This is a genomic window from Streptomyces echinoruber (genome assembly GCF_014651135.1).
Classification (GTDB): Bacteria; Actinomycetota; Actinomycetes; order Streptomycetales; family Streptomycetaceae; genus Streptomyces; species Streptomyces echinoruber.
The window spans coordinates 91,402-106,951 of record NZ_BMWH01000012.1 but is presented as its reverse complement, the minus strand read 5'-3'; the positions used below and the strand labels follow the sequence as shown (position 1 = coordinate 106,951).

Here is a 15,550-nt window from a genome sequence, read left to right as displayed (position 1 = left end):
CCGTACGGCCTCGTTCGGCCCGCCTCAGACCACCGGGGCCACCTCCCGCGCCGGCCGCGTCCGCTCGTAGGCACGCCCCACCCGCAGCAGGAAGGCCTCGGCGAGGGGTGACCACTCCGGCGACGTCGATGATGTCCTTCAGGCCCATCGGGGCGCCGCGCAGGGGTCCGTGCGCGCGGCTGTTTGTGACAGGTTGTTTTGGCCCCACCCCGTTCGGATGGGTTGCCTGGCGGCAGTGGGGGGCCGGGACGGTAGCGTGATGCATCGGATCCGAACCGGACGGCGAGCTCCCGACAGGCTTGACCGGACCGCAGGATCTCGACCCGTGCTCGATCCGGGACCGTCGGATTCCCCGATCCGCGGTGGACGACAGGCAGAGGCATTGGCTCGGTCGGCGGAGAACGGCAGGGCCCGACGTGGCCGAGGCTGGGCCCTTGTGGGGTCCAGCCTCGGCCCTTCCTGTACTGATCTTGTAGCCGAGCGTGATCACCATCGTTCAAATCGCTTGCGCTTGCGCGGGGCGTGAGCACAATCGGCGCGTGCAGATCCTGTCGTTCCCAGAAGCAGCCACTCCCGCCGACTTGCGTGTCCAGGTGAGAGAGATCCAGGAGCAGGCATGGCCGTCCGAGTCCGGGCCGGACGCTCCTGTTGACACCCCGACCCACGATCCTGCACTGCGCCCGTTGTCGATGCTGCTTGTGGAGGAGGGGACCGTGCTGGCCGCGCTGGACATCCTGTTCAAAGAGATCGTCCATGCCGGCCGGCGCTTTTCTGCTGGTGGGCTGAGCACGGTGGTGACGAGCAAGCAGGCACGTGGCCGTGGGTATGGCCGGCAGCTGGTGACAGCGGCGCGGGAGAGGATGATCGCCCAGGGCCTGGACCTGGGTCTGTTCACGTGTGATCGCCCGCTGCAGGCGTTCTATGAGAGCGCCGGCTGGCGTGTGCTCCCGGGAGCCGTACTCATCGGAGGAACACCGCAGACTCCCTTCCCCAGCGATCAGCCCGGCTTCGACAAGGTCACGATGTCGGACTTCTTCTCGGCTGCGGGCCGTCAGGCGCAGGCGTCGTTCCAGCACTCCCGCATCGAGCTGTATCCAGGGGAGATCGACAAACTCTGGTGATGGCCGCCAACCGGCCGGTGGCCGGCGAGCCGGGGCACCGGTGAACGGTCCCGGCCCGCCGACAGACGCAGGTCAGTATGTGCGGCGGCGCTTCTCCTGGGTCTGGGGCAGGCGGAAGCTGTCGGTGCCGATCCCGATCAGCAGGTGGGACTTGCCGGTGCCGGAGTCACCGATCAGGCAGAACGGCAGGCCGGCCTTCACCCAGGCCGGGTCGGCGAGGGTGTTGACCTGTTCCTGCCCCCTCGGCCGCGATCTCCGGGCGGCGTTCGCGCACGTAGTTCCGCGCCGACGAGTACGACGCCTGGTCGAAGTCATGCTCCTCCGCCAGCCGCTGCACGATCCGCTCGACGGTGTGCTTCTGCTTGCGCGGAGCCCTCAGGTCCTCCCGCAGCATCGCGTCGATCCAGCCCACCGCCGGAGCCAGGATGCGGAACTTCCTGCGAGGCACCTTCCGCGGCGGCGGGATCGCCGATGCGATCGCCTGCCTCGCCGGCCGCCGGTGGACTCCGTACTTCTTCGCCAGAGCCCGCTGCGGGAGCGACGGATCAAGACGCACGTCCTGGCGGATGTGTCGAACGGCTCAACACGCGACAAGCCCACCCTGGCCTCCCGACACGGCCACGACCAACGGCACGGCCTCCGACATGACCGTGAACGACGGACACACCCTGTCGGGATCGGGCAGGCGGCTCACACCGTTCACTCGGACAAGGGCATGTCGTCACCTAGCCGGACAGGTGGGGTCAAATCCAATGTCGATCAAGGTGGAGCCAAAAGAACTTGCCGAAGTGGGGCCACTGCAACCTGCCACAAACACGCGGCCGTCCGCGAGCGCCCGCTCGGCGTCGTGGGCCGCCCGGCGGGCCCGGTCGGCGGGACGGTGACACAGGCGGTGAGGCGCGGCTGGACCTGCTCGATCCGGCCGAGCGCGGAGCCGACCAGTTCGGCCGGGGACAGCTTCCGCCGTCACATCGCCTCGGCGGCGGCCGCGAGGGTCAGCTCATACGGCCGCATCGGGCTCCTCCTCGGCGGGCGGACGGGGTGGGCGCGGCGGCCCGCAGGGTCGGCACGACGGGGCCGCCCGCGGGCGTGAGGCGCAGGGCGCGAGCCGCGGCGGGGTCCCGGTGACGGCCCGGCCCGCGTCCGGCCCGTCCCGGTCGTCCGGTGCGGCCGGGGACGGCGGCGTTTCTGCCGAAGACCCGGGGGAAGGCGGAGGCGCAGTACGCCGAGGACGAGGACGCCGGCATGGTGGGGCCGTGGACACGTGCTGCCGGGCTGCGGCGCCGGCGGCGGACGGCTGCCCGGGGGCCGGGACCGGGCAGTGCGCCGAAACGGGCGCGCGGGCAGGTCCGGCTGCCGTGGATCGACCTGGCGGTCGCCTTCTGCGCGTATCTCGCCGGGCTGCTGGGGGCCGGGCTGGCGCTCGGCGGTGACCGGGCCCGGGACGTCGCCGTGGGAAACGCGGTGGGCGTCGGGTGCGCCCTCGCCGGTGTGGCGGCGATGGTGGCGTGGCGCCGTTGGCAACGTCGGCGCCGGTGACGCCGGTGCGCCGACGGCCCGCGGCCGGTGCCGCCGGCGGCCGGCGCCCTCGGGGACCGTCCTCTAGGCGCGGAAGTAGTCCTGCTTCGTCACGTCCTTCGGTGTCCGGCGCACGTGGGCCGTCAGGCCGCCGGTGAGCCCGCCGGCCGCGGTCTCCCCCACGGTGACGGCCACGGCGGAGAGCGGCACGGCGACGTTCTCCAGGGACTTGCGTTCCGCGTCGACGCCCCACACCAGGGCCGTCACACCGCCGAGGACCATCAGCACGGCGCCGACCGCGTACCCGGCGAAGACCCGCCACGCGCTGTCCCCGTCGCCGATGAGCGTGGCGAACAGCCAGGGAGCGACGACGCCGCCGAAGAGCATCGACACCGCGAAGAAGAAGGAGATCGCCTGCGCCCGCATCTCGATCGGGAAGATCTCGCTGACCGTCAGGTACGCCGAGGAGGCCGCCGCCGAGGCGATGAAGAAGATCACGCACCACAGGACGGTCTGGGTGACCGCGTTGAGCGCGCCCTCTGCGAACAGCCACCCGGTGACGAACAGCAGGACGCCCGACACGCAGTAGGTGCCGCCGATCATCATGCGGCGGCCGACGGTGTCGAAGAACCGGCCCAGAACGAGCGGCCCGAGCAGGTTGCCCACCGCGAAGGGGAAGATGAAGTACGCGACGGCGCCGCCCTTGATGCCGTAGAACTCGGCCAGGATCAGCGCGTAGGTGAAGAAGATCGCGTTGTAGAGGAACGACTGCGTCACCATCAGCATGAAGCCGAGGAAGGAGCGCTGCTTGTAGTCGCGGAAGAGCACCCGGGCCAGTTCGCCGTACGAGACCGGCTTGCGGCGCTGGAACTCCATCGCGGCCTCCTCGGGCACCGGCTCCAGCCGTGCCCCGTGCCTGACCACGTCCTGCTCGATGCGGGTCACGACCTGTTCGGCCTCCTCCGGATGCCCGTGGGTGAGCAGCCAGCGCGGGCTCTCCGGGATGTTGCGTCGCAGACCCCAGATCGCCAGGCCGATGGCGGGGCCGACCAGCAGGCCGAGGCGCCAGCCGAGGTCGAGGGAGAAGATGTCGGGGTTGAGGAAGAGCAGGTTGGCCGCGGCGCCGATCATGGCCCCGAGCCAGTAGGTTCCGTTGATCGCGAGGTCCGCGTGGCCGCGGTGCCGGCTCGGGATGAGCTCGTCGATCGCGGAGTTCAGGGCGGCGTACTCGCCGCCGATGCCCATGCCCGCGACGAACCGCGTGACCGCGAAGAACGCGAAGTTCATCGACAGCGCGGTCAGGCCGTTGCCGATCAGGTAGACGCCCAGGGTGGCGATGAACAGCTTCCGGCGCCCCAGCCGGTCGGCCATTCGCCCGAACACCAGCGCCCCGACGACCTCGCCCAGCAGGTAGATGCTGGCGGTCAGTCCGACCTGCGAGGCGGAGAAGCCGAGGGTCTGCGTGTCGCGGATCCGGTCCGCGATCGACCCGGCGACCGTGATCTCTATGCCGTCCAGGACCCAGGTGATGCCCAGGGCGATGACCACCCTCCAGTGGAAGGCGCTCCACGGCAGCCGGTCCATCCGCTGCGGCACCGTGCTGCGTATCGGCGTGGCTTCTGCGTCGATCCCGACTGCGCCGCTCATGGCGACCTCCCGGTTCAGCCCTGCCCATACCCGTGGTGGGTACCTCTCGTATTGCCCACCAAAAATGCATCAAACAGATGCAATTCGGCATAGCGGACGCACGATCGGCTGTACGCCCCGCACCACCGGGCCGGGCCCGACGGTGTCGGACACCGCCGCCAGGAAACCCGGCAAAAGGCGGAGAAAATGCGGAAAACGACACATATCGCGCGGAGGTGAATCAGGATGACCCTGCCCATACGACGCGGCACCCCCGGCAGGCCCGCCGAGCGGCGGTTCCCCGGCTGGACGACGGACCCGCTCGCCGAGTTCAACGACCTCTTCGGCCGCCTGGGCACCCTGCTGGAATCCACCGTCGGCGGCGCCCTGACGCCCCTGGCGGAGGGCATGGCCTGGACGCCGGCGGCCGACATCGAGGAGACCGACGACGCCTACACGATCGAGGTCGACGTCCCGGGCGTCCGGCGCGAGGACATCACCGTCGAGATGACCGACCGGGAGATCGTCGTCACCGGCGAGTTCAAGGAGCGCGAGCGCACCGGTGTCCTGCGCCACCGCACCCGGCGGACCGGACGGTTCGAGTACCGCGCCGTACTGCCCGGCGAGATCGACGCCGAGTCCGTCGAGGCGTCGCTGAGCGACGGTGTGCTGACCGTCGAGGTGCCCAAGGCGGAGACCGGCAAGCCGCGCCGCGTCACGATCTCCTCCGGGGACTGAGCCTTCCGGCTTCCGGGATTGAGCCTTTCGAGGCTTTCCGAGGCTTTCCGAGGCTTTCCGAAGCCTTCCGAAGCCTTTCGAGGCCTTCCGAAGAAGCCGCTCCGGGACACCGCGAGGTCCCGGGGCGGCCTCGCCGCGCTCGCGACGCCCGCCCGCGCGGCGCGGACAGCGCCGTTCGTCCGCGGCCGTGCGGCCTTCCCGGGGCCGCACCCGAACCCTCCCGGGGCCGTACCCGAACCTTCCGGGCCGTACCGGACCTCCCGGGACCGGTCTTCCGGTTACGGCTCCTGCCGGCGCAGCCGCTCGATGGCGCCCAGGACCCCCTTGCGGTGGGCATGGGTGCGCTCATAGGTCTCGATCACCGCCAGGTCCGCCGGGGACAGCGCGGGCAGCCGGCGCTTGATCTGCTCCGTGCTGAGCTGGCTGAACCCGTGGATCGGCAGCTCGTCCTCGTGCCGGACGGCTCCCAGGACCTGTTCGGGAACGGGGCCGGTCTCGGCCTCCGCGAGATCCGCGCCCCCGGCCGGACCGCCGGTCCGCCGGTCACCGCGCCGGGTGAGGTCACGTGCGCGGCCCACCACGGTCCGCACGGTCCGCGCCGTGGTTCCGGCCAGACCGCCGCCGTTTCCCTCCCCCGGCCGGAAGCCGTCGGCGGCCGCCGCCACGGCGCGGGCCTGGCGGGTGAGGCTGTCCTCCAGTGTCCGCAACAGCTCCTCGTCCCGGCGGCGCAGTGAGCCGAGCAGTTCGGCGGTGGCCCGGTCGTCCGCCTCCTCGGCGAGGACCTCTCCGGCCCGGCAGGCCGCCAGCGCCCGCGCCGCAGCCGCGTACTCGTCCTCCGCGTTCCTCAGCAACTGCCGCGCGTCGGCCGGGCCGCCACCGGGCAGCGCCCCTCTGACGGCCTTCGACCCGAGCGTCACCGGCAGCATCACCGTACGCACCGCGCCCCGCGACACCCACCGCGTCACACCGGCCGCGGTGCCGAGCGCTCCCCGGGGCCGCAGGTCGCGCACTTGGTGCTGGACGCGCCGCAGGCCGTCCTGGGCCTCGGCGGCCCCCCGTTCGAGCAGGTCCCGGTGGGGGCCCGGCGGGGTGACCGCCGCGTCCGCCCGGAACCGGTCGAAGACCGCGGCATGGGCCTGGCGCACGTCCTCCAGTGCCGGTACGAGTTCCTCCGTCGTCACTGCCATGCGGGCTCCCTGAGGCAAGGATCGAGCGGGCGGCGGTCCGCCGCGTGAAAGGCGGGGCGGTGCTTCGGCGGGGTCCGTCGCCAGGTGGCCGGCACCATCCTGCGCGACCTTCGCCAAGATTGCTCGGCGGGGCGCGGCCGGCGGGCCCGCACGCGCCGGATTGCCGCAGCGTGCCGCCGGTGACGGCGGGAACCGGCCGCGCTGATCCGTCCGGGTGATGGCGGGTGCGCGGCGCGGCGCGCGCCGAAGACACCGGCGTGCCCGGCGTGGCACGGTCGGCGATGCCCGTTTCCCGGGCGGCGGTCATCAAGCGGCATGGGCCGTGCCAGGTGGTCGGTCCTGCGCGCGGCCACGACGATGCGGAGGACAAGTGGCTGCGGAGACGGACGTGTTCTTCTGGCCCGACGTGCCTTCTTCCGGCACCCGGGATGTACGGCCCGTTCCGGAGGAGGCAGCCGCGGAGCGCGACGACGCCCCCGGTGCCGTCGGCGCCATCGGTGCCATCGGTGACGCGACCGCCTGGACCCTGTTCGGCATGGTCTTCGCCTCGATGGCGTCCGGAAGGCCGGCTGCCCTCAGGCGGTTCGGCGACGGGCGCGGCGGCTCGTCCTGACCCGGCCCGCGCAACCCACCCCGCCCACGCGGCCCACGCGGCCCACGCGGCGCCGCGTGCCGGGGGCGGAGGCAGCCGGGTCTGCTCTGCCGACGGAAGGCCCTCCAGTCCTCGTACAGGCCGGGAGCGAGAACACCGGCGGGCAGGAACAGGGGGATGTTCCGGGGAATCCGGGAACCCGCCTGCGCGGACCGGTCGCCGGCCGGCGTCGTTCGTGGAAGGAGTGCGCGATGGCGGAGCAGAACGGTGAACCGGGCGGCGTGAGGTGCAAGGCGTGCGGCAGCCGCCCCGCGTCCCCGTCCGGCGACGGCACGCTGTGCGAGCACTGCGCCGCCGTCCTCGAACTGCCGGACTCCTCCGGCCTGACAAAGGACGAAGGGGCCGCGGTCCGGCGTTCCTTCGAGGGCCGTGACACCCGGCCCGGCTCCTGAACCGGGCCGGGGCATCTCCGTCGCGGTCCGGGGGCCGGCGGCCCGGCGGGGACGCCCGCGTGCTGCCGCGGGACGCCACCGCGCCCCTGTGCTCCGGCACGCTCGGCCGGTGCCTGTCCGGCCCGCCCGCCTGCTCGACTTCCCCGCTTGCTCGACTTCCCCGCCTGCTCGACTTCCCCGCCTGCTCGACTCCCCTGCCTGCTCGACTCCCCTGCCTGCTCGACTCCCCTGCCTGCTCGACTCCCCCCGCCTGCCCGGTGACGGGAACGACGGCTGATACGACGGCTCCCGGCACCCCGCTCCCCTGCTGATCGCCGCCTTCAAGGGAAGCACGGCCGCGACCGGGACCGAAGTCAAGTCGGCCGACGGCCGGTTCGGTGGGAGGCAGGAGGCTGCCGCACACCTGGACAGCGCGCAGGAGGCGTGTTCTCATGCCAACTGCCCCTGTTTCCAACGTTGTTCAAAACACGCAGCGAGCCTCGGACAGATCCGCACCCGCCTCCCGGCCCGGCCGGCCTCGAGGCACGACCGGTTCCCACCCCTCCGTGCGGTCCGCCCCTCACGGGGCGAGGGCGGGTCGCACCCGTGACCACCCCGTCTCCGAACCCCCCACAGGAGTCGCCTGCATGACGCTCGACAGACGGCATTTCCTGACCACCTCCGCCCTCGCTCTCGGCGCCACCGCACTGGCCGGCCGCCTCGGACCGGCGGCCGCCGCACACGCCCGCGCCTCGTCCGGGCTCGTCCCGGCCGCGTTCTCCCGGCTCCCGCCCGGCAGCATCACGGCGCGCGGCTGGCTGGCCCGGCAGCTCGGCCTGCAGCTCGGCGGCCTGTGCGGACGCTACGCACAGCGCTCCCACTTCCTCGACCTCGACACCACCGGCTGGGTCCACCCGGACAAGGACGGCTGGGAGGAGGTCCCGTACTGGCTGCGCGGCTACGTGCCCCTGGCCATCGCCACCCGCGACGCGGGCGCACTCGCCACCGCCCGCCGCTGGATCGACGCCGTCCTGGCCACCCAGCAGAGCGACGGCTTCTTCGGCCCCCGCGCCCTGCGCACCGCACTCGACGGCGGCCCCGACTTCTGGCCGTTCCTGCCGCTGCTGATGGCGCTGCGCACCTGGCAGGAGTACTCCGGCGACCGGCGGATCCTGCCCTTCCTCACCCGCTTCCTGGCCTTTGTGAACCGGCAGGGCGAGAACGCGTTCGCGCACGGCTGGGTCTCCTACCGCTGGGGCGACGGCCTGGACGTGTGCCTGTGGCTGTACGAGCGCACCGGCGACGCCTTCCTGCTCGATCTGGCCGACCGGATGCACACCCACGGCGCCGACTGGACCGGAAGCCTCCCGACGCTCCACAACGTCAACATCGCGCAGGGCTTCCGCGAGCCGGCCCAGTACGCCCGGTGCTCCGGTTCCGCCGCGCTCACCCGGGCCGCCTACCGCACCTACGACGCGGTGATGGGGACCTTCGGGCAGTTCCCCGGCGGCGGCTTCGCGGGCGACGAGAACTGCCGCCCCGGCTTCACCGATCCCCGGCAGGGCTTCGAGACGTGCGGCATCGTCGAGTTCATGGCCAGCCACGAGCTGCTCACCCGCATCACCGGCGACCCGGTGTGGGCGGACCGGTGCGAGGACCTGGCCTTCAACCTGCTGCCCGCCGCCCTCGACCCGCGGGGCAGGGCCGTGCACTACATCACCAGCGCCAACAGCGTCGACCTCGACAACAGGGTCAAGTCCGAGGGCCAGTTCCAGAACGGCTTCGCCATGCAGGCCTACCAGCCCGGCGTCGACCAGTACCGCTGCTGTCCGCACAACTACGGCATGGGCTGGCCGTACTTCAGTGAGGAACTGTGGCTGGGCACCCCGGACGGCGGGCTGGCCGCCGCCCTGTACGCCGCCTGCCGCGTCACGGCCACGGTGGCGCAGGGCACGCGGGTCACCGTCACCGAGGACACCGACTACCCGTTCGACGACACGGTCGAGTTGACGCTGTCGACCCCGGGAAAGGTGTCCTTCCCGCTCCATCTGCGCATCCCCGGCTGGTGCGCCGACCCCCGCGTCACGGTCAACGGGCGCGACGTGCCGGGGCGTCCGGGACCGGCGTTCCTCAGGATCGACCGCACCTGGTCGCATGGTGACAACGTTGTCCTCCATCTGCCCCAGCGGACCACGGTGCGCACCTGGCCGGCCCAGCACGGCGCGGTCAGCGTCGACCGCGGTCCCCTCACCTACTCGCTGCTCATCGGCGAGGACTACGTCCGCTACGCCGGCACCGACGCCTTCCCGGAGTACGAGGTGCACGCCACCACCCCCTGGAACTACGGGCTCCTGGCCGGCGCCACACCGAAGTTCAGCCGCACGGACGGACCGCTCGCGGCCAACCCCTTCACGCACGAGGGCACTCCGGTGCGCATGACCGTGCCGGCCCGCCGCATCCCCGAGTGGACCGGCGACGACGAACACGTCGTGACGCCCCTTCAGCAGAGCCCGGCCCGCAGCGACGCGGCCACCGAGACGGTCACCCTCGTTCCGATGGGCGCCGCCCGGCTGCGCGTCACCGTCTTCCCGACCGTCGCCGCCGACGGCCACGCCTGGACTGTGCCGGCGCCCTTCCGCCGCGTCCTGAACAAGCACAGCGGCAAGGTCCTCGCGGTGGACGGCATGGCCACCGCCAACGGCGCGCGGGTGGTCCAGTTCGACAACACCCCGACCGGCGACCACGCCTGGCAGTTCCTCGACCGGGGCGACGGCTGGTGCGTGATACGCAACGGGCACAGCGGCAAGGTGCTGGGCGTCGACGGCATGTCCACCGACAACAGCGCGGCAGTCGTCCAGTTCGACGACAACGGCACCGACGACCACCTGTGGCGACTCCTCGACGACGGCGACGGCTGGTTCCGCGTCCTGAACAGGCACAGCGGCAAGGTGCTGGGCGTGGCCGGCATGTCCACCGACAACAGCGCGGCAGTCGTCCAGTTCGACGACAACGGCACCGACGACCACCTGTGGAGGCTGGTATGACCAAGGCGTTCAGACCGCGGAGCCCGGTGCCGGGGGTGCGTGCCGCGGCCCCGGGGCACGGGGGCCGCAGGCGGCTGCGCTGGGTGTCCGCCGCGGCGCTCGCCGGCGTCGTGGCGACGACGGCCGCCTGGTCGGGCCAGGCCCCGGCGGCGGCGGAGGGCCGGCCGCTCCGGCAGCCGCCGACCGTACGGTCCGGGGACGCCCGCTTCGAGGTGCTCTCCCCGACTCTCGTGCGCACCGAGTACGCGGGGGACGGCGGTTTCCTCGACGCCCTCACCTTCCACGCGATCGGCCGGGGGGACTTCGCGCGGACGCCGTTCACGGCCACCACGTCCGACGGCTGGCTGACGCTCCGGACGAGCGCCCTGACCCTGCGGTACAAGGTGGGCTCGGGCCCGTTCACCACCGACAACCTCACGGTCGACGTCACCGCCGGCGACCGGCCGGTGACCGCCGCCCCGTGGCAGCACCTCACCTGCGCCGCCGGCGCGCTGTGCGAGGCGGAGGACCTGTCGTACAGCGGTGTTGCGACCGCCTCCGACCACGCGGGCTTCACCGGCCCGGGCTTCGTCGCCGGCTTCGAGAACACGGGCGACACGCTGACCGCCGACATCGATGTCACCGCCGCGGGCACCTACGCGCTCGCCTCCCGCTACGCCAACGGCACCGGCGGCGACGGCCGGCACGAGACGCGGACCCTGACCCTCTCGGTGGACGGCAGGGACCGGACGTTCCGCCTGCCGGCCACCGGCGGCTGGGAGGACTGGTCCGTGGCGTCGGTGCCCATCCAGTTGTCCGCGGGCCGCCACGCGGTGTCGCTGAAGCGGACGCCCGGCGACTCCGGCAACGTCAACGTCGACAGCGTCGCGCTGCTGAGCCCGCAGGCCACGTACCCCTCGTCCGCCGCACGGGCGATAGTGGACTGCCGCTTCGGCACGAGCTGCGAGGCCGAGACGGGCCGCACCACCGGATCGGCGGTCGTGGCGAGCGACCACGGCAACTTCTCCGGCAAGGGCTTCGTCGCCGAACTCACCCAGGGCTCGGACCTGTCCGTGCGCGTCGCCGACGTCCCCGCCGACGGCACGTACTCCCTGCACCTGCGCTACGCCAACGGCACCGGCGGCGACGGCCGCCACGAGACGCGCACGGCCGTCCTGCGGGCCGGCGGCGACGAGCAGCGGCTCTCCCTGCCCGCGACCGACGACTGGGACACCTGGCGCACCGTCTCCGTGCCCGTGTCGCTCAAGGCCGGCGCCGACACCCTCACGCTGCACTGCCCGGACGCGGCGAGCTGCCACGTCAACGCCGACACGCTCGCGGTGACGCGGCGCGACGCGCCCGCACCGGACCCGCACCTGGCGCTCGGCGGCTACCGCCGCAGCCTCGACGGCGTCGACGGCGACCGGGGCGCCGTGCGCACGACGCCCGGGCTGCTCCACCGGGACGGCTGGTACCTGCTCGACGACACGCAGACGGCGGTGTACGACCCCGCCGCCCGGAAGGTCTCCCCCCGGCCCGGCCACGGCGACCGGCCCTACCAGGACGGGTACCTCTTCGGCTACGGCCACGACTACCAGCGGGGGCTGTCCGACCTGGCCACCCTGACCGGGCCGAGCAAGCTGCTGCCCCGCTGGGCCTACGGCGTGTGGTACTCCGAGTACATCGACCGCACCGCGGCCGACTACCAGAAGACCATCCTGCCCGCCTTCCGCTCCGAGGACGTCCCGCTCGACGTGCTCGTCGTCGACACCGACTTCAAGTCCCCCGACACCTGGAACGGCTGGGAGATCGACACGGCCAAGTTCCCCGATCCGAAGGGGTTCTTCGACTGGGCCCACGCGCAGGGCCTGCACACCACCCTCAACACCCACCCCAGCATCCTCGACACCGACCCCCAGTTCCCCGCGGCCATGGCCACGGCCAAGGGCAAGCTGCGGAAGGCCGGATGCTCCTCCGGATCGGGTGCCGCCTGCTACACGTTCGACTTCGGCGACCCGGACCAGCTCAAGGCCTATATGGACCTGCACCGCTCCCTGGAGGAGCAGGGCAACGACTTCTGGTGGCTGGACTGGTGCTGCGACGCCTCCCGGTCCTCGCTGCAGGGCGTCACCCCGGACGCGTGGATCAACCAGCAGTACGCCGCGGCCGCCGACCGGACCGTCGGCCGGGGGTTCGTCATCTCCCGGGCCCACGGATCGCTGCAGTCCGGCCCCTACAGCGGCCCGTCGGGCCTGCCCACCGGCCCCTGGGCCGACAAGCGCACCACCCTCCACTTCACCGGAGACACCTCCTCCACCTGGGGCACCCTCGCGGCCGAAGTCGGCTACACGGCGGCCGAGTCCGCGGCCACGGGCCTGTCCGCCATCAGCCACGACATCGGCGGGCACAACGACACCACGGGCCTGCAGGGCTCCGAGACCTACACCGCCGACGGGCAGACGCACCGCACGAAGAAGCTGCCCGACGACCTGTACGCCCGCTGGGTCCAGTTCGGCACCTTCCAGCCGATCGACCGCCTGCACAGCAACCACAGCGACCGGCTGCCCTGGCAGTACGGCAGTGCGGCGCGGGCCTCGGCGGACACGTTCCTGAGGCTGCGCGAGAGCCTCGTCCCGTACACCTACACCCTCGCCCAGGAAGCGAGCACCACCGGAGTGCCGGTGGTGCGGGCGATGTACCTGGAGTACCCCGAGGAGCCCCGGGCCTACGCGACGGCCGGCACCGAGTACCTGTACGGGCCCGACCTCCTGGTGGCGCCGGTGACCACGCCCGGGACCACGGCGACCACGTCCGTGTGGTTCCCGCCCGGCAGGTGGACCGACTACTTCACCGGCCGGACCTACGAGGGCGGCACCACCCGGCGCGTCACGACCGGCCTGGACTCCATGCCGGTGTTCGTCAGGGCGGGCGGGATCATGCCCACGCGGACGGACGCCGCCGCGCACGACGCGAAGTCGCCCCTGACCGAGGTGACCCTCAACATCGCCGCGGGAGCGTCCGGTTCCTTCACCCTGTACGAGGACGACGGCACCACGACCCGGCCCTCCGAGCACGCGACGACCAGGATCCGCTACACGGAGACCGGCCGCGCCCGCACCGTGCGCGTCTCCCCCGCCTCCGGCTCGTTCCGGGGGCAGGTGCCCCGACGGGAATGGACCTTCAGGATCCTCGGGGTCACCGCACCGCCCGACGCCGTCACCGCCGACGGCCGCTCCCTGTCCTCCCGCGCGTACACGTGGGACGGATCGGCCCGCACGCTGACCGTCACGGTCCCCGCGCGCAGCGTACGCACCCCGGTCTCCCTCACCTACAGGTAAACGGTCACCCCCGGCACCTGCGATCGCCCCTGCCGGACGGGGCGTACGACCGTCACGGCGCCGCGGCCGGCCACCTGCCCTTCCCGGTGGCCGGCCGCGNGCCGGCCACCTGCCCTTCCCGGTGGCCGGCCGGGGCGCCCGACCGTTCGCCTCGCCTCACCGTCACCGGCACATCGGCGACGCCTCTCCCCGTCACCGCCACCACCGCCGCGGGGATCGCCGACGCCGCGACCACGACACCCCTGCCGCACACCTTTGACGGCATCCTGCGCGACCCGTGCGAGAGCGGCGACCGCGGGTCACCGGGCCGGCAAGGGCCCGGACACGGTGCGGGCGGGGCCGGGAAACCGGGCCGGGCCACCCGAAGAGAGCACCGTGTCGTCCGAACGCTCTCCTCACGCGGCGCGCGGTGGCGAGATCCCCCACTGTGAATCACAAGCCACTGCGCTTCCCCTGGCAGACGACCGGTCAGCCGGCGCAGTAGCGGCGAAGGGAACAACCTTCATGCGTTCTGCTCGTGCTCTGCTTACCTCGGCCGTTTTCACCACGATACTGGTTCTTCCCGCTCCGCTGGCCCATGCCGCCGTCGCGGGGGACTCGCATGGCGACACGTCGTCGTCCTCGCCCAGCCGCAGCCACGACTCCGGGCACGACAAGTCCGGCAAGGGCGACCACGAGGAGTCCGGCTGGGAGAAGTCCCACAAGGACGAGGACTGGAGGAAGGACAAGCCGCACGGCGGAGTCCGCACCGGCAGCGGTGGTCTCGCCCTGACCCGGACCGGTGACTGGGACCCCGACTCCGGCAAGGGCGACCACGAGGAGTCCGGCTGGGAGAAGTCCCACCGGGACGACCAGCAGGAGTCCGGCTGGGAGAAGTCCGGCAGGGACGAGGGCTGGAAGAAGGACAAGCCGCACGGCGGTGTCCACACCGGCGGCGGCGGTCTCGCCCAGTCGGGCGGCACCCTGGCGGCCGGTTCCCTGCTGCTGCTCGGTGGCGCCGGCGCGATGGCGTTCCGGCTGCGCCGCTCGAAGGCCGCCGCCGCGGCCTGACCGGCAGATCCGGCCCGTGGAAGCAGTGCCGCGCCCGCCCCTTCCTCCCAAGGCGGCGGGCGCGGCACTGCCCGTTCCCGGGCCCCGCGGACGGCTGCCGGCAGCCGTCCGCCCGTACCCGATTCCGCACCCGCACCTCGACCTCACCTCCAGGAGCCTCGGAGAAGGGCACCCCCATGACCGCCCAGGAGTCCCCCGACACGACCGCGCACCCCTCCTCGTCCGCGCCCGGCCACGGCGGCAAAGTCCTGCGCTGGCCCCTCGTCGCCGCCGGTCTCGGCCTGCTCCTGGTGTGGAACGCCTTCGCGCCGGCGGAGCGGACCGAGTCGCCCGGCCGCTCCCCCGCGGCCGGGGCCTCCGCCGTGGGAGCCTCCACTCCCGCGCCCTCCGTCTCGCCCACCGACACCGGCCCGTCGCTCCCCCGGTCCGCACCGCGGCGCCTGACCATCCCGGCGATCGCGGTGGACGCGCCGTTCGTCCCGCTGTCCCTGAACGGCAAGGGGCAGCTCGAGGCTCCCCCGCCGGACGACCGCAACCTGGTCGGCTGGTACCGCGACGCGGCCACACCGGGCGAACGCGGCACCGCGATCGTCGCCGGGCACGTCGACACCAGGACGGGTCCCGCCGTGTTCGTGTACCTCCGCTTGCTGAAGCCCGGAAGCACCGTGGAGATCACCCGCGCGGACGGGAACGTGGCCGTGTTCCGGGTCGACTCCGTCGAGAGCTTCAGCAAGTCCGACTTCCCCGACGAACGGGTCTACGCCGACGCCCGGTCGCCGCAGCTGCGCCTGATCACCTGCGGGGGGACCTACGACAGGAGCGTGCGCGACTACACGGAGAACGTCGTCGTCTTCGCCCACCTGGACACCGTCCGGCGCGCCTGAGGGCATGCCGCCCCGCCCGTGCGGAGCAGGCCGGGTGCGCGG

General features: G+C 72.7%; 11 protein-coding genes and 1 pseudogene. 9 read left to right on the top strand and 3 right to left on the bottom strand.

Features of this window, described 5'->3' with window-relative positions:
- The first annotated feature begins 539 nt into the window (after positions 1-539).
- Positions 540-1,121 (top strand): GNAT family N-acetyltransferase, encoded by a 582-nt coding sequence (locus tag IE225_RS16120; protein ID WP_190058206.1) that lies wholly within the window; start codon positions 540-542, stop codon positions 1,119-1,121.
- Between the two features lie 117 nt (positions 1,122-1,238).
- Here IE225_RS16120 and IE225_RS34235 read toward each other — a convergent pair.
- Positions 1,239-1,349: pseudogene (locus IE225_RS34235) on the bottom strand (IS21-like element helper ATPase IstB); the annotation flags it as partial.
- A 936-nt stretch (positions 1,350-2,285) separates the two neighbouring features.
- Between IE225_RS34235 and IE225_RS16110 the strand changes: the two are divergent.
- Positions 2,286-2,660, top strand: a complete 375-nt coding sequence (locus IE225_RS16110) for a hypothetical protein (protein ID WP_190058205.1) — start codon at positions 2,286-2,288, stop codon at positions 2,658-2,660.
- A 63-nt stretch (positions 2,661-2,723) separates the two neighbouring features.
- Here the strand turns inward: IE225_RS16110 and IE225_RS16105 are convergent, their stop codons facing one another.
- On the bottom strand, positions 2,724-4,286 hold the full coding sequence (locus tag IE225_RS16105; protein WP_190058204.1) for an MFS transporter: 1,563 nt from the start codon (positions 4,284-4,286) through the stop codon (positions 2,724-2,726).
- Positions 4,287-4,511: 225 nt separating this feature from the next.
- Between IE225_RS16105 and IE225_RS16100 the strand changes: the two genes are divergently transcribed.
- Complete coding sequence (locus IE225_RS16100; protein ID WP_190058203.1) at positions 4,512-5,003, top strand: Hsp20/alpha crystallin family protein; 492 nt, start codon at positions 4,512-4,514, stop codon at positions 5,001-5,003.
- A gap of 278 nt (positions 5,004-5,281) precedes the next feature.
- On the opposite strand, the gene IE225_RS16095 is transcribed toward IE225_RS16100, so the two are convergent.
- Positions 5,282-6,190, bottom strand: coding sequence for a hypothetical protein (locus IE225_RS16095; protein ID WP_190058202.1), 909 nt, complete (start codon positions 6,188-6,190; stop codon positions 5,282-5,284).
- A 370-nt stretch (positions 6,191-6,560) separates the two neighbouring features.
- Between IE225_RS16095 and IE225_RS16090 the strand changes: the two genes are divergently transcribed.
- The 6 genes from IE225_RS16090 to IE225_RS16065 all read left to right on the top strand — a co-directional run bounded on the left by IE225_RS16090 (position 6,561) and on the right by IE225_RS16065 (position 15,508).
- Entirely contained in the window at positions 6,561-6,803 is a 243-nt protein-coding gene (locus IE225_RS16090) for a hypothetical protein (RefSeq protein WP_190058201.1), read from the top strand.
- Between the two features lie 230 nt (positions 6,804-7,033).
- The gene (locus tag IE225_RS16085) at positions 7,034-7,234 is read left to right on the top strand and encodes a hypothetical protein (RefSeq protein WP_190058200.1); all 201 of its coding nucleotides are present in this window, start codon (positions 7,034-7,036) and stop codon (positions 7,232-7,234) included.
- 626 nt (positions 7,235-7,860) lie between these two features.
- Entirely contained in the window at positions 7,861-10,257 is a 2,397-nt protein-coding gene (locus IE225_RS16080) for a beta-L-arabinofuranosidase domain-containing protein (RefSeq protein WP_190058199.1), read from the top strand.
- Complete coding sequence (locus IE225_RS16075) at positions 10,254-13,574, top strand: TIM-barrel domain-containing protein (protein WP_190058198.1); 3,321 nt, start codon at positions 10,254-10,256, stop codon at positions 13,572-13,574. Before IE225_RS16080 ends, IE225_RS16075 begins: the two co-directional genes overlap by 4 nt.
- 504 nt (positions 13,575-14,078) lie before the next feature.
- Positions 14,079-14,624, top strand: coding sequence for a hypothetical protein (locus IE225_RS16070; protein ID WP_190058197.1), 546 nt, complete (start codon positions 14,079-14,081; stop codon positions 14,622-14,624).
- Between the two features lie 176 nt (positions 14,625-14,800).
- Positions 14,801-15,508 carry a class F sortase gene (locus IE225_RS16065; RefSeq protein ID WP_190058196.1) on the top strand — a complete coding sequence of 236 codons (708 nt, stop codon included), beginning with the start codon at positions 14,801-14,803 and terminating at the stop codon, positions 15,506-15,508.
- The last annotated feature ends 42 nt before the right edge of the window (positions 15,509-15,550 follow it).

Excerpts from the sequence above, each read along its gene's own strand:
- IE225_RS16105 (WP_190058204.1), bottom strand. The coding sequence starts at position 4,286 with ATGAGCGGCGCAGTCGGGATCGACGCAGAAGCCACGCCGATACGCAGC.
- IE225_RS16100 (WP_190058203.1), top strand. The coding sequence starts at position 4,512 with ATGACCCTGCCCATACGACGCGGCACCCCCGGCAGGCCCGCCGAGCGG.
- IE225_RS16095 (WP_190058202.1), bottom strand. The coding sequence starts at position 6,190 with ATGGCAGTGACGACGGAGGAACTCGTACCGGCACTGGAGGACGTGCGC.
- IE225_RS16085 (WP_190058200.1), top strand. The coding sequence starts at position 7,034 with ATGGCGGAGCAGAACGGTGAACCGGGCGGCGTGAGGTGCAAGGCGTGC.
- IE225_RS16080 (WP_190058199.1), top strand. The coding sequence starts at position 7,861 with ATGACGCTCGACAGACGGCATTTCCTGACCACCTCCGCCCTCGCTCTC.
- IE225_RS16075 (WP_190058198.1), top strand. The coding sequence starts at position 10,254 with ATGACCAAGGCGTTCAGACCGCGGAGCCCGGTGCCGGGGGTGCGTGCC.
- IE225_RS16070 (WP_190058197.1), top strand. The coding sequence starts at position 14,079 with ATGCGTTCTGCTCGTGCTCTGCTTACCTCGGCCGTTTTCACCACGATA.
- IE225_RS16065 (WP_190058196.1), top strand. The coding sequence starts at position 14,801 with ATGACCGCCCAGGAGTCCCCCGACACGACCGCGCACCCCTCCTCGTCC.